The sequence below is a fragment of the Thioalkalivibrio sp. ARh3 genome, assembly GCF_000377265.1.
Classification (GTDB): domain Bacteria; phylum Pseudomonadota; class Gammaproteobacteria; order Ectothiorhodospirales; family Ectothiorhodospiraceae; genus Thioalkalivibrio; species Thioalkalivibrio thiocyanoxidans.
Genome location: NZ_KB897947.1, coordinates 675,910 through 695,838, shown reverse-complemented (window position 1 = coordinate 695,838; position 19,929 = coordinate 675,910). Strand labels below are relative to the sequence as shown.

20 protein-coding genes are annotated in these 19,929 nt (G+C 66.7%); 8 read left to right on the top strand and 12 right to left on the bottom strand.

Annotation, left to right across the window (positions count from 1 at the left end; all coding sequences use genetic code 11):
* The first annotated feature begins 133 nt into the window (after positions 1 to 133).
* A complete protein-coding gene (gene nadB / locus C995_RS0103275; protein ID WP_026278913.1) occupies positions 134 to 1,774 on the top strand; it encodes an L-aspartate oxidase in 1,641 nt (546 codons plus the stop codon).
* 141 nt (positions 1,775 to 1,915) lie between these two features.
* On the opposite strand, the gene C995_RS0103270 is transcribed toward nadB, so the two are convergent.
* The 3 genes from C995_RS0103270 to C995_RS0103260 all read right to left on the bottom strand — a co-directional run bounded on the left by C995_RS0103270 (position 1,916) and on the right by C995_RS0103260 (position 4,318).
* A complete protein-coding gene (locus C995_RS0103270) occupies positions 1,916 to 2,644 on the bottom strand; it encodes a ferredoxin--NADP reductase (protein WP_018863573.1) in 729 nt (242 codons plus the stop codon).
* A complete protein-coding gene (gene mazG, locus C995_RS0103265; protein ID WP_026278912.1) occupies positions 2,641 to 3,468 on the bottom strand; it encodes a nucleoside triphosphate pyrophosphohydrolase in 828 nt (275 codons plus the stop codon). Before mazG ends, C995_RS0103270 begins: the two co-directional genes overlap by 4 nt.
* A gap of 97 nt (positions 3,469 to 3,565) precedes the next feature.
* Positions 3,566 to 4,318: an MBL fold metallo-hydrolase gene (locus tag C995_RS0103260; RefSeq protein ID WP_018863571.1), complete on the bottom strand. Its 753-nt coding sequence runs from the start codon at positions 4,316 to 4,318 to the stop codon at positions 3,566 to 3,568.
* Positions 4,319 to 4,551: 233 nt separating this feature from the next.
* On the opposite strand from C995_RS0103260, the gene C995_RS0103255 reads away from it, so the two are divergent.
* From C995_RS0103255 to lipA, 6 genes are all read left to right on the top strand, one after another.
* Positions 4,552 to 4,791, top strand: a complete 240-nt coding sequence (locus C995_RS0103255; protein ID WP_017925704.1) for a BolA family protein — start codon at positions 4,552 to 4,554, stop codon at positions 4,789 to 4,791.
* Positions 4,792 to 4,804: 13 nt separating this feature from the next.
* A complete protein-coding gene (locus tag C995_RS0103250) occupies positions 4,805 to 5,209 on the top strand; it encodes a hypothetical protein (RefSeq protein WP_018863570.1) in 405 nt (134 codons plus the stop codon).
* A complete protein-coding gene (locus tag C995_RS0103245) occupies positions 5,206 to 5,790 on the top strand; it encodes a hypothetical protein (RefSeq protein ID WP_018863569.1) in 585 nt (194 codons plus the stop codon). The genes C995_RS0103250 and C995_RS0103245 overlap by 4 nt, the downstream gene beginning before the upstream one ends.
* 94 nt (positions 5,791 to 5,884) lie before the next feature.
* Positions 5,885 to 7,096: an HDOD domain-containing protein gene (locus tag C995_RS0103240; RefSeq protein WP_018863568.1), complete on the top strand. Its 1,212-nt coding sequence runs from the start codon at positions 5,885 to 5,887 to the stop codon at positions 7,094 to 7,096.
* Positions 7,097 to 7,109: 13 nt separating this feature from the next.
* Complete coding sequence (locus C995_RS0103235; protein WP_026278911.1) at positions 7,110 to 8,309, top strand: HDOD domain-containing protein; 1,200 nt, start codon at positions 7,110 to 7,112, stop codon at positions 8,307 to 8,309.
* A gap of 66 nt (positions 8,310 to 8,375) precedes the next feature.
* Positions 8,376 to 9,332 carry a lipoyl synthase gene (lipA, locus tag C995_RS0103230; protein WP_018863566.1) on the top strand — a complete coding sequence of 319 codons (957 nt, stop codon included), beginning with the start codon at positions 8,376 to 8,378 and terminating at the stop codon, positions 9,330 to 9,332.
* Positions 9,333 to 10,147: 815 nt separating this feature from the next.
* Here the strand turns inward: lipA and lipB are convergent.
* The 9 genes from lipB to ppa form a co-directional block, all read right to left on the bottom strand.
* The gene (gene lipB, locus C995_RS0103225; RefSeq protein WP_018863565.1) at positions 10,148 to 10,858 is read right to left on the bottom strand and encodes a lipoyl(octanoyl) transferase LipB; all 711 of its coding nucleotides are present in this window, start codon (positions 10,856 to 10,858) and stop codon (positions 10,148 to 10,150) included.
* Positions 10,855 to 11,124 (bottom strand): YbeD family protein, encoded by a 270-nt coding sequence (locus C995_RS0103220; protein WP_018863564.1) that lies wholly within the window; start codon positions 11,122 to 11,124, stop codon positions 10,855 to 10,857. Before C995_RS0103220 ends, lipB begins: the two co-directional genes overlap by 4 nt.
* Positions 11,121 to 12,005: a D-amino acid aminotransferase gene (locus C995_RS0103215; RefSeq protein ID WP_018863563.1), complete on the bottom strand. Its 885-nt coding sequence runs from the start codon at positions 12,003 to 12,005 to the stop codon at positions 11,121 to 11,123. The genes C995_RS0103220 and C995_RS0103215 overlap by 4 nt, the downstream gene beginning before the upstream one ends.
* A 12-nt stretch (positions 12,006 to 12,017) precedes the next feature.
* On the bottom strand, positions 12,018 to 13,226 hold the full coding sequence (locus C995_RS0103210) for a D-alanyl-D-alanine carboxypeptidase family protein (protein WP_231362404.1): 1,209 nt from the start codon (positions 13,224 to 13,226) through the stop codon (positions 12,018 to 12,020).
* Between the two features lie 145 nt (positions 13,227 to 13,371).
* Positions 13,372 to 14,376 carry a septal ring lytic transglycosylase RlpA family protein gene (locus C995_RS0103205; RefSeq protein ID WP_026278910.1) on the bottom strand — a complete coding sequence of 335 codons (1,005 nt, stop codon included), beginning with the start codon at positions 14,374 to 14,376 and terminating at the stop codon, positions 13,372 to 13,374.
* A complete protein-coding gene (mltB, locus tag C995_RS0103200) occupies positions 14,333 to 15,358 on the bottom strand; it encodes a lytic murein transglycosylase B (protein ID WP_018863560.1) in 1,026 nt (341 codons plus the stop codon). Before mltB ends, C995_RS0103205 begins: the two co-directional genes overlap by 44 nt.
* Entirely contained in the window at positions 15,355 to 16,473 is a 1,119-nt protein-coding gene (gene rodA / locus C995_RS0103195) for a rod shape-determining protein RodA (RefSeq protein ID WP_018863559.1), read from the bottom strand. Before rodA ends, mltB begins: the two co-directional genes overlap by 4 nt.
* Positions 16,470 to 18,350, bottom strand: coding sequence for a penicillin-binding protein 2 (mrdA, locus tag C995_RS0103190; RefSeq protein ID WP_018863558.1), 1,881 nt, complete (start codon positions 18,348 to 18,350; stop codon positions 16,470 to 16,472). Before mrdA ends, rodA begins: the two co-directional genes overlap by 4 nt.
* Positions 18,351 to 18,454: 104 nt before the next feature.
* Positions 18,455 to 18,991 carry an inorganic diphosphatase gene (gene ppa, locus C995_RS0103185; protein ID WP_018863557.1) on the bottom strand — a complete coding sequence of 179 codons (537 nt, stop codon included), beginning with the start codon at positions 18,989 to 18,991 and terminating at the stop codon, positions 18,455 to 18,457.
* Between the two features lie 262 nt (positions 18,992 to 19,253).
* Between ppa and C995_RS0103180 the strand changes: the two genes are divergently transcribed.
* A complete protein-coding gene (locus C995_RS0103180) occupies positions 19,254 to 19,901 on the top strand; it encodes an adenylate kinase (protein ID WP_018863556.1) in 648 nt (215 codons plus the stop codon).
* Positions 19,902 to 19,929: the final 28 nt, after the last annotated feature.

Genomic DNA, 19,929 nt, shown 5'->3' with positions numbered 1-19,929 from the left:
CGCGAGGGCACCGGTCTCCGGTAATCTATGGTGCATGGACCGCCTGACTCGCATTAAGTTCGCTTTCCGCACAACACTGTTGCGAAAGGGCCACGATTTGCTCGGGCAACAAGCGCAGCACGTTACCTGAGCCATGGGAACAGTACAACAACCTCGCCTGGCGGACGTACTGGTGATCGGGAGCGGTGCGGCGGGGCTCTCGGCCGCTCTGCACCTGGCTCCGCACCGCCGTGTCACCGTGATCAGCAAGGGCCCGGTGGACGAGGGCTCGACCCGCTATGCCCAGGGCGGGATCTCCGCCGTTCTCGACCGCGCCGACTCGTTCGATGCCCATATCGCCGACACCCTGGATGCGGGGGCCGGCCTGTGCGATCCGGACGCCGTGCGGCGCACCGTCGCTGCCGGCCCCGAGGCCATCCAGTGGCTGCTCAACCTCGGTGTGCCGTTCACCCGCGAGGCCCTGGAGGGACGCAGCCGCCTGCACCTGACCCGCGAGGGGGGGCACAGCGCCCGGCGCGTCGCCCATGCCGCCGATGCCACCGGCCGCGCGATCGAGGATGCCCTGGTGAAGAGCGCCTCCGGGCAGGCCAGCATCGAGGTCTTCGAGCGCCACGTGGCGGTGGATTTGATCACCCAGCCCGTGGACGGCACCCGCCGCGTGGTCGGCGCCTATGTACAGGACGCCAGCACCCGCGAGGTGGAGACCATCCTGGCCCCGACCGTGATCCTGGCGACCGGCGGCGCGAGCAAGGTCTATCTGTACAGCTCCAACCCCGACGGATCCACCGGCGACGGCATCGCGATGGCATGGCGTGCCGGCTGCCGCATCGCCAACATGGAGTTCATGCAGTTCCACCCGACCTGCCTGTTCCATCCGCGCGCCAAGTCGTTCCTGATCTCCGAGGCGGTGCGCGGCGAGGGCGGCCTGCTGCTGCTCCCCGACGGCGAGCGCTTCATGCCGCGCTTCGACGAGCGCGCGGAACTGGCCCCGCGCGACATCGTCGCCCGCGCGGTCGACCACGAGATGAAGCGTCTCGGTCTGGATCACGTGAACCTGGATATCAGCCACAAGCCGGCGGAATTCATCCGCGAGCACTTCCCGACGATCCACGAGCGCTGCCTGGAGTACGGCTTCGACATGACCCACGAGCCGCTACCAGTGGTACCGGCCGCGCACTATACCTGCGGCGGGGTGATGGTGAACCACTTCGGTCAGACCGATCTGCCCGGCCTGTACGCGGCCGGCGAGGTCTCCTATACCGGCCTGCACGGGGCCAACCGCATGGCCAGCAACTCCTTGCTGGAGTGCCTGGTCTACGCCCGCGCGGCCGCCGAGCACATCCTGTCGCAGACCGACCTGCCCGCACCGGAGCAGCTCGCCGTCCCGCCCGCCTGGGACGAGTCACGCGTCACGGAATCCGAGGAGGAGGTCGTGGTCGCCCACGACTGGGACGAACTGCGCCGCCTGATGTGGGACTACGTCGGCATTGTGCGCACCCGCGAGCGCCTGCACCGTGCCGAGCGCCGCATCCGCATCCTTCAGGAAGAGATCCACGAGTATTACAGCCATTTCCGCATCTCGCCGGACCTGCTCGAGCTGCGCAACCTGGCCATGGTCGCGGAGATCATCGTAACCAGCGCCCTGTCCCGCAAGGAAAGCCGCGGGCTGCACTTTATCCGCGACTACCCGGAGACCGACCCCGCCCTGGACGGACAGCCGACGATCCTGGCACCGGATAACGCCCTGCGCCCGGACGACCGCCGCCGGCCGTAACCCGCTCCCCCGCCATTGCGAGGAGCATCGCGACGAAGCAATCGGTATCCGCAAGCCAGCGAACCCCGAAGCGACGTCAGCTTCGGGCGGTTGCCGCGTCGCCTGCGGCTCCTCGCAATGACGGAGGCACGCGCCGCGGCGCTACCACCACTTCTCGTACTTGAGCTGCGTCTCGGGGATCCCCCACTCGGCCAGCAGCGTGGCCATGTCCTCGATGAACTCGCGCGAACCGCAGAAATAAAACAGGGCATCGCGCGGCAGGTTCAGGGACTCCAGCAACTCGTGACTGATGCGCCCGGTGTGGCCCAGCCAGTCCTCGGCCTCGCGCGTCACGGTCAGGGTGACGTCGATGTTCCCGGCCTTGGCGAGGTGCGCCAGCTCGTCGGGGAACAGCATCTCGTCCTGATGCGCGACGCTGTAAACGAGATGGGCGTAGACGTCCGGCATGCCGTCATTGACTGCACGCAGGATGCTGAACAGCGGCGTGACCCCGATCCCCGCGCCCAGCAGCACGACGTTCCGCGCCATGCCCGGTTCGAAGAAGAAGCTGCCCTGCCCGGGGGTGATATAGACCGTATCTCCCTCGCGCGCGGTGGTGTGCAGGTAATGCGTGGCGTGATGGTGATCGGCGTACTTGATCGCGAGCTGCAGCCGCCCGTCATCGCGCGGCGCGGAGACCACCGAATACCCCCCGATAAAGGGCTTGCCGACAGGCTGCGGGATCACCAGATCCAGCCACTGCCCGGCCTTGCTGAAAAAGCGCGCCGGGTCGGCCGACAGGGTAAAGACCTTGATCAGCGGCGTGACGGATTCGATCGCCTCGATCCGGGCCGGCATGAAGTGTTCGGGCAGTTCAACGGCGTGTGTCATCTGGGGTCCGTGTTGGTGTCGCGTTCTCGCCGCCGGGCCTCCTGGTAGAGGGCCTCCTGGGCGTCGAAATCCAGCTGTTCAAGGGCTTGCCCCTGCGCGCGGGCCAGGGTTTCCATGGTACGAAAGCGTGCCTCGAACTTGCGCGTGGTGCCGCGCAACGCACCCTCCGGTTCTACGCCCAAGTGCCGCGCCCAGTTGGTCACGGCAAACAGCAGATCGCCGATCTCCTCGGCCACGCGCTCGGGATCGGCATCGCCGGCCAGCTCCTCGCGGACCTCGTCCAGCTCCTCGCGGATCTTCTCCAGCACCGGGGCCGGGTCGCCCCAGTCGAAGCCCAGCCGAGCGGCGCGGCGCTGGGTCTTGGCGGCCCGGGCCAGGGCCGGCATCGCCAGCGGGATGTCGTCCATCGCGCTGTCGTGGTCACGGGCGGCGCGCTCCTCGGCCTTGGCCGATTCCCAGGCCGCCTCGCGGGCGGCATCATCGGCGTATTCGGTATCGGCGAATACATGCGGATGGCGCCGCACCAGCTTGTCGCCGATCGCACGGGCGATGTCATCGAGATCAAAGCGCCCGGCCTCCTCCGCAATCCGCGCCTGGAAGACCACCTGAAAGAGAAGATCGCCCAGTTCGTCGCGCAGCTCGCGACTGGCTGCCTCGCGGCCATCGTCGCGAGCGATCGCGTCGGCCAGTTCGAAGGCCTCCTCGAGTGTGTGGGGCACGATGGTCTGGGCGGTCTGCGCCCGGTCCCAGGCACAGCCCTGCTCGGGATCGCGCAGGCACGCCATGATCGCGCGCAGGCGCTCCACGGGATTGGTATCCGTCATGGAGGTGGAGTGTAAGGGGTCCCGGTGGGCGGGCAAAACCGCCACCGGCCTCCTGATGCCGGTGGCGGGGCCGCTTGAAGCACCCCGCCACCCTCGATCAGCCCTGCTGATCCGGTTCGCAGAGGCGCTTCTTCTCGTCGGGCAGGTTGTCCGGGCAGATCCCGCAGCCCTCGTTGCCGGGCAGCGCCCAGTCGATCTTCTTCGGATACGGCAGGTCCATCTCGTCCATGATCTTGACGAACTCGGCCTCGGGCTTGTTCTTGCCCAGACGCGGGTTGCGCATCTTCTCCTGCCCGATGGTGGTGATCTGGCGCTCCTCGTAGTCGTGGCACGGATATACCAGCGTCTCGTCGGGCAGGGTAAAGAACTTGTCATGGATCGACCGATACAGGGTCTTGGCGTCACCCGACTGGAAATCGGTCCGGCCACAGGCCTCGATCAGCAGGGCATCACCGGAGAACAGCATCTTCAGGCCAACGTGATCCATCAGATAGGCGTGATGGGTATCGGTATGCCCCGGCGTGAACAGCGGGTTGATCACCAGATTCCCGACCTGGAAGGGCTCGCCCTCGCGCAGGCCGACGTCACGGCAGGGCAGCTCGTCCAGCGCCGGACCGGCCAGCTGGCAGCCGGTCTTCTCGCGCAGCATCTTGCCGCCGGTGATGTGGTCGGCGTGGATGTGCGTCTCGATCGCGTAGTCGAGGCTCAGCCCCATCTCCTGCAGCACACGCAGATCGCGGTCCACGGTCTCGATCACCGGATCGATCAGCGCGGTCTTGCCCGTATCCGGGCAGCTTAGCAGATAGGTGTAGGTGGACGATTCATCCTCGAACAGCTGCTTGAAAATCATGCGGTGTCCTCCGTGGCCACAAGGGCCGGTCCGTTGGGATACGTTGGTCTGATGCTAACCGGCAGCCGGTCCGCGCACCAATCGGGCATATACGGCGTGCGCCATTGTTCCGATTCGGAACCTCGCGGCGACCACGAGTTCCCGCGCCCGGCCTGCCCCGCCCTTCTGTCGTGACACGCCACTGGCTATCATGCGGCCTCTGCCGACATTCACATCGACATCAAGGACTCACCATGGAAGCCAATCAAGTGGCCGAACTCATCCGCGCCGGCCTGCCGGAGGCCGAGAAGGTCGAGGTGACCGGGGGCGAGGGCAAGTTCGAGGCCCTGGTCGTCAGCCCGCAGTTCGCCGGAATGAACAAGGTCAAGAAGCACCAGACCGTCTACGCCACCGTGCGCGACCAGATCGACTCCGGCGAGGTCCATGCGCTGTCCATCCGCGCCCTGACGCCGGAAGAGGCCGCGGGCGCCTAGACACGTCAGCGGGATGCTCTCGCCCAAGGGCCGCGAGGAGATCGAGCGCCTGCTGGAGGGCGGCCTGGTCCACGACTGGGGCGAGGCCGAGACGACCCTGCGCAATGTCACGCGTATGCTGCTAACCACGCGCCCGGACCTGCTCCGTCTTTATTTCAGTCCCGAGGCCTGGGAACAGATCACCGCCTGGCCGCAGAAAAAGGCCGCCAACGCGATCATCGCCGCATTGCGTACCGGCGTGGTCGACGCCCTCGGACGCCCGGCCATCGCGAACCGCGAGCAGGCCCGCTTCTACCTCCTCTGCTTCCAGGACGACCTGACCGAGCGGGTGGATGCCTGGTGCCGCGAGCACCCCGAAGAATGCCCGCGCCGCAGCCGGGCCCGAACCCGGGCCCTGCCCGGCGATTCCCGCCCATGATCGCCCCCGTTATCGAATGCGGCGACCCCGCCATCGAAGCCTCGTTGCGCGACCTGCTCGGACGCTACGGGCTGGAACTGGTGATGCATCCGCCCGGTGCAACCCTGCCCGGGACCTGGTGGGGCGAGCCCGAGGCCGGGATCATCGGGCTGACCGTGCATGTACGCCCGGATACCCCGCTGCACTCGGCGCTGCACGAGGCCGGCCACCTGATCTGCATGGAACCCGAACGCCGCGCGGCCCTGCATACCAATGCCGGCGGCGACGATCTGGAGGAATGTGGGGTGTGCTATCTGCAGATCCTGCTTGCCGATGCCCTGCCCGGGGTCGGGCGCGCCCGGCTGATGCAGGACATGGACGCCTGGGGCTACAGCTTCCGCCTCGGGTCGACCGCGCGCTGGTTCGAGAAGGATGCCGACGATGCGCGGGCCTTCCTGCACGCCGAGGGCCTGACCGACTCGCGCGGGCGTCTTTCCTTCGCCTGTCGCGGGGGCCTTGAGCCCGCACGGGATGCTACACTGAGGCCCACGTCACAAGACGCGACTTCCCTGCCCAACACCCGGCACGATCCCGTGCGGTGATTGTGCGGGCGGACACAGCGGACCGGGAAACACGAACCCACTGGCGCCCGTCCCGGACCAGGGAATGACGGAAACACAGGCAACGGAACCGCTCATGGACACGACGACCATCGACAGTCTGCTCCAGGAAATGGATCTCACCGCGCACCTGTCGGAGTCCGCCCGTGCGGAACTGGCCCAGGCATGCGCGAGCCCGGAGCTGCCCGCCGGCAAACGGCTGCGGCCCCAGGATGTCGTGGACCGGCACCTGTTCCTGCTGAGCGGGCAACTGGTACGCGTCAGCGGCGGCACCCCTTCGCGCATCACCGTCGGCGATGGCGACGGCGAGCCACCCATGCAGATGTTCGACGGCGGAGCCGGCCAGCACGACTTCATCATTACCGAGAAGCCCTGCCGCATGCTGGAGGTGCCTACCGAGGCGCTGGAGCAGGCCCACAGTGCGTCGCTGGTGGTCCACGACACCGACCTGGATGACACGGAAGGGGCCTTTTTCAGTGAACTATACGACCTGATCACCAGTAATCGCCTGGAACTGCCGACCATGCCCGAGGTCGCCCTGCGCATTCAGGAGCTGACCCGGGACCCGGACGCGGACATCGACAAGCTGACCGACGTGATCCAGCGCGACGGGACCATTGCCGGCGCCCTCTTGCACGCCACGAACAGCCCGCTGTTCCGCGGCTCGCAGCAGATCCAGTCCGTACGTGACGCGGTCACGCGCCTGGGCTTTCGCAATACCCGCATGCTGGCCATGAACATGGCTATGCGACAGGCCTTCAAGGCCCGTCATGCGGCTACACGCGAGGCCATGGAGGCGGTCTGGCAGCACGGCGTGCTGCAATCGGCCTATGCCTATCTGGTGGCCGACTCCCTGAAGCTGCTGGATCGCGAACGCGCGCTGCTCGCCGGTCTGGTGGCCGGCATCGGGGCCGTCCCGATCATCCAGTTCATCGAGGTCCGCGAAGACCACCCGGATCCCGAGCGCATCGCCCGACTGGTTCGCCGCCTGCGCAACCTCGCCGGGGTCCTGGTCATCAACTACTGGGACCTGGGCGGAGACCTGGTCAACGTCGCCGAGCACAGCAGCGACTGGGGCTACCGGCCGGCGGAACCCGACTATGCCACGATCGCGCTGGTCGCCCAGTACGCCGCACTGCAGGACGAGGGCAAGGAACTGCCGGCACCGTCCGAGGTCAGGGCTTTCGAACTGCTGGGCATCGATACCCCCGCCCCCGGGGAACCGATTACCTTTCTGGAGGCCCGTGCCGCCGATCTGGTGGAACTGCAGAAACTCTTCGAACAGTAAGGCTGGATCTTTGGTGCTCGAGGAACGTCTTCCACAACTCGCCCCGTTCGCCGACCTGGGCGCACGCGCGCAGCAAAAGCTTCTCCAGCACGCGAGCACCCTGGAGATCAAGCCCGGCCTCAAGCTGCATGCGCGCGACGAATGGCGTCATCTGATCTTTCTCCTTGAAGGGCGGGTCATCCTGTCCGACGACGGCCAGCCGGTGATTCTCAAGGGCGGCAGCCCGGAATCCCTGAATCCGCTGTTCAACGAACGCGACTACCACAGCCACGCGATCGCGGCGAGCAGTGGACGTCTCGCCCTGTTCGACCGCAAGGTGTACGAGAACCTGATCGATGGCGCGCGCGAAGGCGTGGAGGTCAGCGAGATCGAGCTGTCCGATCTCGAGGGCGAACTGTTCACCAGCATCTACACCCGCGCCTTCTCCGGCGAACTGCAATTGCCGCAGCTCCCGGAGGTGGCACTGCACCTGCAGGCGACGCTGAAAGACCCGGACGTCGATATCGAGCGCGTCACCCGCATCATCGAGGAAGACCCCAGTGTCGCCGCACGCCTGCTGTCGGTGGCCAACAGCCCGGCGATGGGGAGCCAGCGCGAGGTCTCGCGGCTGGCCGATGCGGTCTCTCGTCTCGGCCTCGAGCGGACCCGGCAACTGGTGATGGCGCTCGCCGCGCACCAGGTCTTCATTCGGCGCGACAGCCCCTACCACGGCCTGCTGGAACGCCTGTGGCGGCGTTCGGCCCGCGTCGCGGCCATCAGCTGCGTGCTGGCCGACCAGAGCGAGGCAGTGGATCCGCAAAAGGCCCTGCTGGCCGGGCTGCTGCATCGGGTCGGCGCATTGCCCATCATCGGCGAGGTCGCCCGCAGTCACCCCGACCGCAGCGCCGAGGACATCGAGCGCATCCTCTACCGTCTGGAAGGCCTGATCGCCGAACTGGTTGCCCAACAATGGGGCCTGGCTTCCGATATCATGGAGGCCATTCGTGACTCCGGGGGCCCCGAAAACGCCGCGGCAGCGCCCCTGACGGACATCGTCCGCATCGCTCGCAGTGCCTGCACGCGCGACGGCGACGATGCCGTGGCGGACCGCACGCCACTCGCCGATTTGAACGCCGTGGCCCGATTCGGCTTCGTGCTCGACGACAACGGGCAACTGCCTGCGATCGACACGGCCCGCCGCGAGATTGACACGCTGATCCGCGAGGTCGCCTGACCCGGATCGTGCCGCTATCGCCCGTTCCTCGGACGGGGCGACCGCAACCCATCCAGGGAAGACATAATGGATACTCGAACCCGACCCCAACCTGGCGAAAAACAACGCGCCGCCGACAAGGTCGCGCGCATCCCGGTCAAGATCCGCCCGACCGAGCAGCCACAGCGCAAGCCGAAGTGGATCCGCGCCCAGAGCCAGGCACGGCCCGAGGTGCAGCGCATCAAGCGCATCCTGCGCGACCAGAAGCTACACACCGTCTGCGAAGAGGCGAGCTGCCCGAACCTGGGCGAATGCTTCGCCCACGGCACCGCGACCTTCATGATCATGGGCGACATCTGCACCCGCCGCTGCCCGTTCTGCGATGTCGCGCATGGCCGCCCCGAGGCCCTGGACCCGGACGAGCCTCGCCACCTGGCCGAGACCATCCAGGCGCTGGGCCTGAAGTACGTGGTCATCACCTCGGTAGACCGCGACGACCTGCGCGACGGTGGCGCGGGCCACTTCGTCGAGTGCATCCGCGAGGTCCGCACGCTGAACCCGAACACGAAGATCGAGATCCTGGTACCGGATTTCCGCGGCCGCATGGACCGGGCGCTGGAGATCATGCACCAGGCCCCGCCGGACGTCTTCAATCACAACCTCGAGACGGTCCCGCGGCTTTACCGCGAGGCGCGCCCCGGTGCCGATTATCAGTGGTCGCTGGAGCTGCTGAAGCGCTTCCGCGAACAGCACCCCGGCGTACCAACCAAGTCCGGCCTGATGCTCGGACTCGGCGAGACGCGCGAGGAGCTGCTGGAGGTCCTGGCGGACCTGCGCGAACACGGTTGCGACATGCTGACCCTGGGTCAGTACCTGCAGCCCTCGCGCCATCATCTCCCGGTCACGCGGTTCCTGGCGCCCGAGGAGTTCGACGAGCTCGGCGAGGCCGCGCGCGAAATGGGCTTCAAGCAGGTGGCCAGCGGCCCCATGGTGCGCTCCTCCTACCACGCCGACCTCCAGGCCCAGGGCCTCGAAACCGCCTGACCCGCCCTGTGCCCCCTCCCGCTGGGGCGCTGTCCCGTGCCCTGAGGCGGGGCCCGGTTCGCCATCCGGTGTTTCCGTGCCTTCGGTCCGCCGCCTGCCATGCGCTGTATCGCCAGCGCGCCGCGAGGTACTTTCTTGCTTGCCCAAGAAAGTACCCAAAGAAGGGCACCCGGATTCCGCCCGAGGACCTTGCTCCAGGGCCCTCGGGCCGGCGGCGCTGAAACTCGCTGCGCTACGCTCCGCTCAGACAGTCAGCGCCTCTCCTCCGTCCCGAGGACCCTTCCGCAAGGGGCTTCATACGGGGAGATGAAGGTCAAGACAACGGCGACCCTGACATTCGTGCCAGTGGATGGAGGCTAGGTATTCGGACATCTTGGCACGCGCGGCCTTCGGCCCTGGCGTGCCGCGCCCGCGAGCGGGCGCCAGGCCCCATCGTAGGATGTGATGAGCGCAGCGAATCGCATCAGGATTGCCCCGACGTTGGCATGGTGCGTTTCGCTGCGCTCAACGCACCCTGCAGCCTTGGGCTCATGACAGATGCGGGAACATCGCCTGTTTTGACCTTCCTTCCCGATATGAGCCCCTTGTGGAGGGCGTGACAGGCCGGGAGAAGGCGGTGACTGTCTGAGCGCAGCGAGTTTCAGCGCCGCCGGCCTGGCGCGTCCGGAGCAAGGTCCCCGGGCGAATCCCGGGCGTGTTTCTTGGTTACTTCTTTGCACGAGCAAAGAAGTAACTCGGGGTGCGCTGCCGAAACAGCGCAGGCAGGCGGTGGACCGAAGCCACCGTAAACTCCAGAGGACGAACCAGGTCCAGCCTCAGGACGCAGGACAACGCCCCAGCGCCAGAACCCGGACAAGCTCAGGCGGCAAAGAGGGCTCATGCCGGATGCTCGCGGCCTCGGCGGGAAACAGCTGCTCGACGAGATGGGCGAGCAGCTGCTCGCGGACGCGGGTGGCATCCACCGGGCCGAGCAGATGCTGCATGGAGGTCGCGGCGAGCCCGGGATAGCCACAGGGGTTCATGAGCTGAAACGGTGACAGATTGGGGGCGATGTTCAGCGCCAGCCCATGGATGCTGCGTCCGTGCCGGATGCGCAGGCCCAGCGCCGCAATCTTGGCCCCGCCGACATACACCCCCGGCGCCTTCTCCCGACGCTGCGCATGGATACCCGATTGCGCGAGCGTATCGATCACCGCCTGCTCCAGGCCTTCGACCAGGCGCCGGACCCCGATTCCCAGCCGCGGCAGGTCCACCAGCGTGTAGACGACCAGTTGCCCGGGGCCATGCCAGGTCACCTGCCCCCCGCGATCGATCGCCACCACCGGGGTCGCGCCGGAATCCAGCAGGTGCTCGGCGCGGCCGTTACGGCCCTGGGTAAAGACGGGGGGATGTTCGACGCACCAGAACGCGTCCGGACGGGCCGCATCGCGTTCCCGGGCCTGGAGCTGCATCGCCTGCCAGACGGGGACATAGGGCTGCGTACCCAGCAGGCGGACCACGGGCCCGGGGACGAGCGGGCCGGTCACAGGATCATGCGGACCCGGTCGCAACGCCCCAGGGCCCGGTAGAGATCATCGAGCTGGGCCTGGCTGGTCGCGGTGAAGGTGATGGTGATGCCGACGAAGCGCCCGCCACTGGAGGCGCGCTGCTGGATCACGGCATCCTCCGGGTCCGGCACATGCTCGGCCACACAGGCCTCCACGGCCTCCAGGAGTTCCGGGTGCGAGTCCCCCATGACCTTGATCGGAAAACGACAGGGAAACTCGATCAGGCTCTCGCGTTCGTCTGTCATGCACACCCCTTGGCTTCCAGCCGGGACTGCGTTGCCCTGGATTTCTCTTCCTGATACGCGGCATGAACCGCCTCCCAGGCCGGACCGGGCACCCCGGCTCCAACGGGATGGCCATCGAGGCGGCAAACTGGCAGGAGCTCCTTGGTGGAACTGGTCAGCCAGATCTCGCCGGCCGCACGCAACTCGGACTCGGACAGGTCGCGCTCCACGACATCGAGACCGCACTGGGCCGCCAGGCGCAGCACAAGGGCCCTTGTGACCCCCGGCAGCAGCGATGACGCCAGCGGAGGTGTCACCAGCGTACCGTCGACCTGGGCGAACACATTGCTCGCCGCACCCTCCGTTACCTGACCGTCCAGCAGCAGGATGGCCTCGACCGCATCGTGTTCACGCGCCTCCTGACGCGCAAGCACGTTCGCCAGCAGCGTAGTGGCCTTGATGTCACAGCGGGACCAGCGCGTATCGGGCCGCGTCACCGCCGCGACCCCGGCCTGGTGGATCGTGTCCGGCAGTGGCGCGATCGGACTGGCCATCGCAAAGACCGTGGGCACGCCGCCGGCAGGAAACGCGTGGTCGCGCGGGGCAACGCCTCGCGTGACTTGCAGATACAGGCCAAGATCGCCGGGCCCGTCCCCCTCGTTGCGCCGGACGAGCTCCTCGAGCATGGCCCGCCACTGGTCGAACGACAGGGGCGATTCGAGGCGGATGGCGTCCAGCGAGCGCTGCAGCCGCTGCAGGTGTTCCTCCAGCAGAAACAGCTCGCCGGCATAACTGGGGATCACCTCGTAGACCGAGTCCCCGAACAGGAACCCGCGATCCAGCGGCGAGATCCGCACGGATTCGAGCGGCATGAACTCGCCATTGAAGTACGCAACGCCCACACGCGCCTCGGTTCAGAACGGCCAGACCGAGCGCAGCGACAGGGCGGCGCTATCCCACAGACGACGCACCAGCCCCCCCTCCTCGATCTCTTCGAGGGCCACAACCGGCTGTTGCCCGATGACCTCGCCATTCAGACGGGCCTGCACCTCGCCCACCGCGGCCCCCGCGGCCAGCGGAGCCTCCAGCGGCTGGTTCAGCTCCATCGAGGCCTCCAGCCCATCGCCACGCCCCGGCGGCACGATCACCCAGAAGTCCTCGGCCACCCCGACCGACACCTCGCTGTCCGTTCCGCGATAGACACGCGGGCTGCCGAGTGGCGTGCCCGCCTCGAACAGCCGCTGCGGCTCGGTGAAGCGCATGCCCCAGCTCACCAGGGCCTGCGATTCGTTGGCGCGGCGGGTCCCGCCCTCCTGATGATTGGAGGCCTCGATTCCCAGGACCACGGCAACCAGACGGCGGTCGTTGCGCTCTGCCGACGAGACCAGGTTGTAGCCAGCCGCGGAGGTCCACCCCGTCTTCAGGCCGTCGAATCCGGCATCCCGCCACAGCAGCATGTTGCGGTTGCTCTGCGAGATGTCGTTGTATTCGAACGAGCGCTCGCTGTAGTAGCCGTACAGGTCGGGGAATTCGCGAATCAGCGCCCGCGCCAGCAATGCCATGTCCTGGGCAGAGGTGGACTGCGGCTCGTCGGACGGCAGCCCGTGCGAATTGGTGAAATACGAGTTCATCATCCCGAGTTCACGCGCCTGGCTGTTCATCATGTCGACAAACGCGCCCTCGGAACCGGCCACGGCCTCGGCCAATGCAGTGGAGGCATCATTTCCGGACTGGACGATCATCCCGCGCAGCAGGTCCTCGACCTTCACCTCGTCGCCGACCTCGATGAACATGCGCGACGCGCCCCGCATGCCCGTGCGCCAGGCCCGCTCGCTGATCGTCACCGTGTCCTCGAGCCCCAGCCGCCCGTCACGGATCTCGCCAAACACGACATAGGCCGTCATCAGCTTGGTCAGGCTCGCCGGTTCGCGGTCAACATCCGCCTCGCGCGAGGCCAGCATCAGTCCGGAGTCGAAGTCCATCAGCGCGTAGCTCTTGGCGGTCACATCCGACGGCGGGCTGGGCACCCCGCTCGGCATGGCCCCGCCACTACCCGGAACCGGCAGTGGCTCGTCCGCCATGACCGGCATGGCGGCAATGCACGCGGCCAGCGACAGGGTCATCAGGGCGCGGCGGGCGAAAGAACGAAGCGGCGGGGTCATGGCGGTTCAAGGCCTCCTGTAGAGATGGCTAACGATAGCAGACGGGGCCCGCGCAGATGAACGCAAACGGGCCCCACCTATATAAATTCAGCGATGCGCGGTGTCGTCAGTCGTCGACAATGCGGTAGTCGACATGGGCGGCCTCCTGCAGGCGTTCGGTGGCCTCCTGCAGATCGACCTCCTCCAGCGGGCCGATGCGGACGCGGTGCAAGTCCGACTGCGCGTCGCGTTCCAGCGTCGAGATCTCGACCGACTCGAACCCGAGGGCCTGGAGATCCCGCTGGATCTCCTCCGCCGCCCGGCGTTCGGCAAACGCACCGACCTGCACCCATCGACCGTTGTTCTCGGACGTCTCGGCGGCATTCGACTCGGCAGAAGTCGGGGTGTCATCGGACGATGTCGCGGCCACGCGGGTGTTGGCGCCCTCACCGGCCTCGGCCAGTTCGATCGGTTCCGGCTCCGGCGCGCGTGAGTCGGCCACGCGCGGCGTGTCCACGTCGTCCGGCCCCACCGCACGGATGCGCACCGGGGCCACACCGGCGTCGGTCATGTCCAGTCGGTGAGCAGCCGCGTAGGAAAGATCGATAATGCGGTCGTCCACGAAGGGACCGCGATCGTTGACCCGCACGATCACGCGGCGGTCGTTCTCCAGGTTCACGACCTCGACATAGGTCGGCAGCGGCAACGTCTTGTGGGCCGCCGTCATTGCATACATGTCGTAGGGCTCGCCACTGGACGTGCGCCGCCCGTGGAACTTGGTCCCGTACCAGGAGGCCAGGCCCTCTTCCTCGAATCCGGTGCTGGTGCGCAGGGTGCGGTAACGCTGCCCGAAGACCTCGTACTCGGGCGGGTTCCCGTAGCGACTCGGCGGCTCGTCCTTCGGCACCGCGTCCGGGATCAGCGCCAGGTCCTGCGGGATGTCATCGGGGTCCGGATAGGCGTCATAGGCCGCATCTCCCAGCGGACGGTCCGGGTCGGCCTCGCGGTCGGGAGTAGACGAGCACCCCGCCAGCACCAGCGCGAGCAGGGCGGCCAGCGCGAAGAACGCCGCGCCAGCCCGGCACCGTTTACTCGGCAAAGGCCTCGGCCAGCTGGTGGACAGCCATCGCATACAGCGGGCTCCGGTTGTAGCGAGTAATCACATAGAAATTGGGATACCCGAGATAGTACTCGTAGCCGTCCTCGCCCTCGAGGCGGATGAACGAGTATTTCCCGTCCTCGGCCACGGACTCGTCGGGATAGATGCCGTGCTCGGCGAGTTCGTCGAGATCGAAGCGCGCCTGGAAATTGCGGCTGATCAGTTCCTCGTGGGCATCGCCCTCGACCCGGGCACGCGCGACCACGGGCTCGCCGGTCTGCCAGCCATGCTCGCGGAAATAGTTGGCGACACTGCCAATCGCATCCGGCCAGGAATTGAGCAGATCACGCCGACCATCGCCGTCGAAGTCCACTGCGTAGTGGCGATAGCTCGACGAGATGAACTGTCCGCGCCCCATGGCACCGGCGTAGGAACCCCGTGTCTCGCGGACATCCAGGTCCTCCTCCTGCACCAGGGTCAGGAACTCGCCCAGTTCTTTGCGGAAGAAGTCCGCCCGCGGCGGATAATCGAAGCCCAGCGTGACCAGGGCATCGAACACGCGGAAGCCCCCGGTATTGCGCCCGTAGTTGGTCTCCACGCCGATAATCGCGGTGATCATTTCCTGTTCGACGCCAAAGGCCTCCTCGGCGCGGGCGAGGGACTCGGCCTGCTCCTCCATGAAGCGTTCACCGCGCTCGACGCGCAGGTCGTTCACGAAGATCGGGCGATAGTCCTTCCACGGACGTGCCTCGGCGGGCGCCGCGATCAGGTCAAGGATGCGCTGCTGGGGATCGGCCTCGGCGAACATGCCCTCCAGCTCGTCGCGATCCATGCCCGCCTCGACCTGCTCGTCGATAAAGGCCTGGACCTCCTCGCGCTCCAGGTACGGCGGGTCGCCGGCGCGAAACTCGGACCCCGAGACGCTCGACAGGGAACAGGCCCCCAGTGACAGGATCAGCCCGGCCTGCAGGAGGCCGGAACGAAGGGTGCCCAGGGGGCGGAGGTTCAGGGTCATCGATTCACCAGGCGCTGTTGCGACGCAATGCTCATGAGAATACCGAAGGCGACCATAAGCGTCACCAATGATGTGCCGCCATAGCTCACCAGCGGAAGCGGCACGCCCACCACGGGCAGAAGCCCCGTCACCATGGCGATATTCACCACCATGTAGACGGCAAAGGTGAGCGCCAGGCTCCCGCCCAGCAGGCGGGCGAAGCGATCCTGGGCCAGGGCGGAGATCCACAGCCCGCGCGCCACGATCGCAAAATACAGCAACAGCATAAGGGCGACACCGATAAAGCCGAATTCCTCGGCGTACACCGCAAAAATGAAATCCGTCGAGCGCTCGGGCAGGAAGTCGAGGTGCGACTGTGTGCCATTCAGCCAGCCCTTGCCGTACAGCCCACCAGAGCCGATCGCGATCTTGGACTGAATAATATGATAACCCGCCCCAAGAGGGTCGGACTCCGGATTGAACAGCGTCAGCACCCGCTGGCGCTGATAATCATGCATCTGCAGCCACAACGCCGGGATTGCGGCGGCCGCGGCCAGTCCAAGCCCGACAAACCAGCGCCAGCTCAAACCCGCCAGGAAGATCACCAGAAAGCCCGCGGCGCCCACCAGCATCGCGGTCCCCAGGTCCGGCTGGCGCATGATCAGGAACACGGGCACCAGAATCATCGGCACCGTAATCAGCAGATCGCGAAACCGCGGCCGGTCGTTCCGGGTCGACAGGTACCAGGCCACCATCATCGGAACGGCCAGCTTCATGATTTCCGAGGGCTGGAAGCGCATGAAGCCGAGATCCAGCCAGCGCCGCGCGCCCTTGCCGATCTCGCCGGCGACCATGACCGCCAGCAGCAGCGCGATCCCGGCCAGAAACAGCCACGGCGCCAGGGACCGCAGGGTGCGCACCGGGATCTGCGCGACCAGCACCATCGCGGCCACGCCCAGGCCGATGCGCATGGTCTGCCGCTCCAGGGCGATCATGCTCTCGCCGGAGGCACTGAACAGCACCGCCAGCCCCACCAGCAGCAGGACCCCAATCAGTACCAGCAACACGCCATCCAGGCGGAGCCGTCCCAGCACCCACTGGCCCAGCGGCATTTCGCGCCCCGTTACACTGATCATTGGTCTTCTCCGACGTCGAGCGTCATCCCGGCGTCATCCTTCAGGAAGGCGTCCATCACCTCGCGGGCAATGGGGGCCGCCACGCGGCCGCCCGATCCCCCGTGCTCGACCAGTACGGCGACCGCGATCTGCGGATCATCCGCAGGCGCATAGCCGACGAACAAGGCGTGATCCCAGAGGTGCCGGGGCAGCTCGTCCTCGTCGTATTCTTCGTCCTGCGCCAGCCCGAAGACCTGCGAAGTGCCGGTCTTGCCTGCGATGCGATAGTCCGTCGGCGGGCGACTGCCAATCGAGCCCCAGGCGGTCCCGTGCCGTTCATGCACGGCCTCGATCAGCGACTCGTGAATCGTGTCCCAGTGCTCCGGGGCCGTTTGCACCGGTTCGCGGGGCTGCGGCAACAACCGTTCGAACTCGCCATTGTCGTTGTCCATCGACTGCAACAGACGTGGCTGGATGCGCTGCCCACGCCCGGCCAGCGTCGCCGTGAAGTCCGCCATCTGCAGCGGCGTCGACAGCATGTAGCCCTGGCCAATCGCGGTAATCAGGGTCTCGCCGGGGAACCAGACCTGGTCGTGTGTCGCCCGCTTCCAGTCACGGCTCGGGAGGATGCCCGCGCGCTCGCCCGTCGAATCAATACCGACGCGCTGCCCGATCCCGAACGCCCCCAGCATCGGCACCATCCGGTCAATACCCATCGTATGGGCAAGGTCGTAGAAATACACGTCGGAGGAAACCGCGATGGCGCGCGACATATCCACCCAGCCATGGCCTTCCCTGCGCCAGTCGCGATAGCGCCGCTCGTGGCCGGGGATCTGGAAATAGCCCCGGGCGAACATCTTGCGATCGGCGGTGGTGATCTCCTCGTCCAGCGCCGCCAGGCCCACCAGCGGCTTGATCGTGGAGCCCGGCGGGTACTGCCCGGTCAGGGCGCGGTTGAACAGCGGCCGCGAGGGGTCGGACTGCAGATCGGAGAAGTCGGCCTGGGAGATCCCGCGCACGAACATCTCGGGATCGAATCCCGGGGCACTGACCAGCGCCAGGACCTCGCCGTTATTGGGGTCCAGCGCGACGATGGCTCCCTCGCGACCGGCCAGGGATCGATACGCGGCACGCTGCAGGTCCGCGTCGATGGTGAGGGTGATGTCGGTACCCGCCTCCGGTGGCGTCACCGAAAGTTCGCGGATGACCCGCCCCTGGGCATTGACCTCCACCTGGCGGTAGCCCGGACGGCCGTGCAGCAGGTCCTCGTAGTAGCGCTCCACGCCGATCTTGCCGATATGCGAGCTGCCGGCATAGGCGCGCGGATCGACCCGCGCCAGGTCCTGCTCGTTGATCCGGCCGACATAACCAACCACATGGGAGAGCTTGTCGCCGAGCGGATAGAAGCGCATCGGGCGCGCCTCGATCTCCACCCCCGGCAACTCGTGCCGCGAGACCGCAATCCTGGCCACCGTGGTGTCGTCGAGCCCTGACTTGAGCAGGACTGGCTGGAAGGGACGGCGCTGACGCACACCACGCCGGAAGCGTTCGATATCCGCCTCCGACAACTCGACAAAGTCGTGCAGTCGCTCCAGGAGCTCGTCCAGATTGCCGGCCTGCTCGACCGTGACCTCCAGCTGGTAGGAGGCGCGGTTGCCCGCCAGCAACTGGCCATTCCGGTCCCGGATCACGCCACGACTGGGCGCAATCGGCTCCACCCGCAGCCGGTTGTTCTCCGACAGCGTGGTGAAATGGGTATGCGCGCCGACCTGAAGCCCCGACAGGCGCCAGCCAATCAGGAGCAGGACGGCGGCGAGCAGCACCAGCGCCAGCAGAATGCGGACGACAAACCGCTGCTGGTCCTGTTGTTCCTGCCCGTAGTCATCGCGCCCGGCCATCTCAGGGAACCGCCACACCGACAAACGCCGCGCACGCGGCGGCAGTCGACCCCGGAGAAGCGGGGGCGATCCGCGCCATGCGCTGTGGCCGGGCCGCTACCGGCTCAGATCTTGCTCTTCTGGTAACGCTTGTAGCTGGCAACAATCTCCGCCTTGGCCTCTTCGGCGCCCGTCCAGCCCTCGACCTTGACCCACTTGCCCTTCTCCAGCTCCTTGTAGCGCTCGAAGAAGTGCTTGATCGAATCCAGGAGTTCCTTCGGCACGTCGTCCGGGCTCTGGAACCGCGCGGACTGCGTGCACAGCTTGTCCACCGGCACCGCGAGGATCTTCGCGTCCACCCCGGCCTCGTCGGTCATCTTCAGCATACCAATCGGGCGCGAACGCACGACCGAGCCCGGCAGCAGTGGCACCGGGGTGATCACCAGCACGTCCACCGGGTCGTTGTCTTCCGACTCCGTGTTCGGGATGAATCCGTAGTTGCACGGATAGAACATCGCGACCGCCATAAAGCGATCGACCACCAGAGCCCCGCTGTCCTTGTCCATCTCGTACTTGACGGGCTGGCCCTGGGTGGGGATCTCGATCACCACATTGATGTCGTTGGGGAGATCCTTGCCGGCTTCGATCTGGTTGAGGTCCATGCTTGAGTATATTCCGATTGTTTTGAAGAGCGGGGGATTATACAGGGGAGAGCGCCCGCATTGGCACCCGTCGCCGGCAGACCAGGGAGCCGTGGGCTGTGTTGCGCGGTTGCGGCCGATTACCCTCAGGCGGTATAAGACCGCGCTCGGGAAACGGTTTGTGCAGGGTCTGCGCAAGCCTTCCCCGATGGCCATTCACCGTGCCGCCTCGTAACCGGCTTGTGCTGCGGTTCGGCGACGCACCGGGCAGCAGGAGGCAGTCATGCGTATCGTCCTGATGGGGGCACCGGGTTCCGGCAAGGGCACCCAGGCCAAGAAGATCGTCTCGACCTTCGGCATCCCCCATGTCTCGACCGGCGACCTGCTGCGGGCCGCAATGGCCGCCCGGACCGAGCTGGGCCGTGAGGTCGAAAGCGCGATGAACGCCGGGCAGCTGGTACCCGACGACATCGCCTTGGGCCTGATCCGCGACCGGCTGCAGGAGCCGGATGCGCAGGAGGGATACATCCTCGACGGCTTCCCGCGCAACGTCGCCCAGGCCGAGGCCCTGGACACCATGCTCGAGGAGCTTGGCGCACCACTCGACCAGGTCATCCAGATCGATGTGCCGTTCGAGGAGCTGAAACAGCGCCTGACCGGCCGTGTCTCCTGCGGCGACTGCGGGGCCGTGTTCAACACCCATACCTTCCCCCCCAAACAGGAAGGCGTGTGCGATCTGTGCGGCGGCGAACTGATGCACCGCGCCGATGACACCGAGCAGACCGTCGTCAATCGCCTGAAGGTCTACGAGGAACAGACCCGGCCACTGATCGAATACTACGCCGGCCGCGAGCTGCTCAAGCATGTAAACGGCACCCGCGACATCGTGCTGATCTTCGACGAAATCCGCCAGCTTTTGGGAAAACACTGATCAGGAATGATCAGTGTTTTCCCAGAAT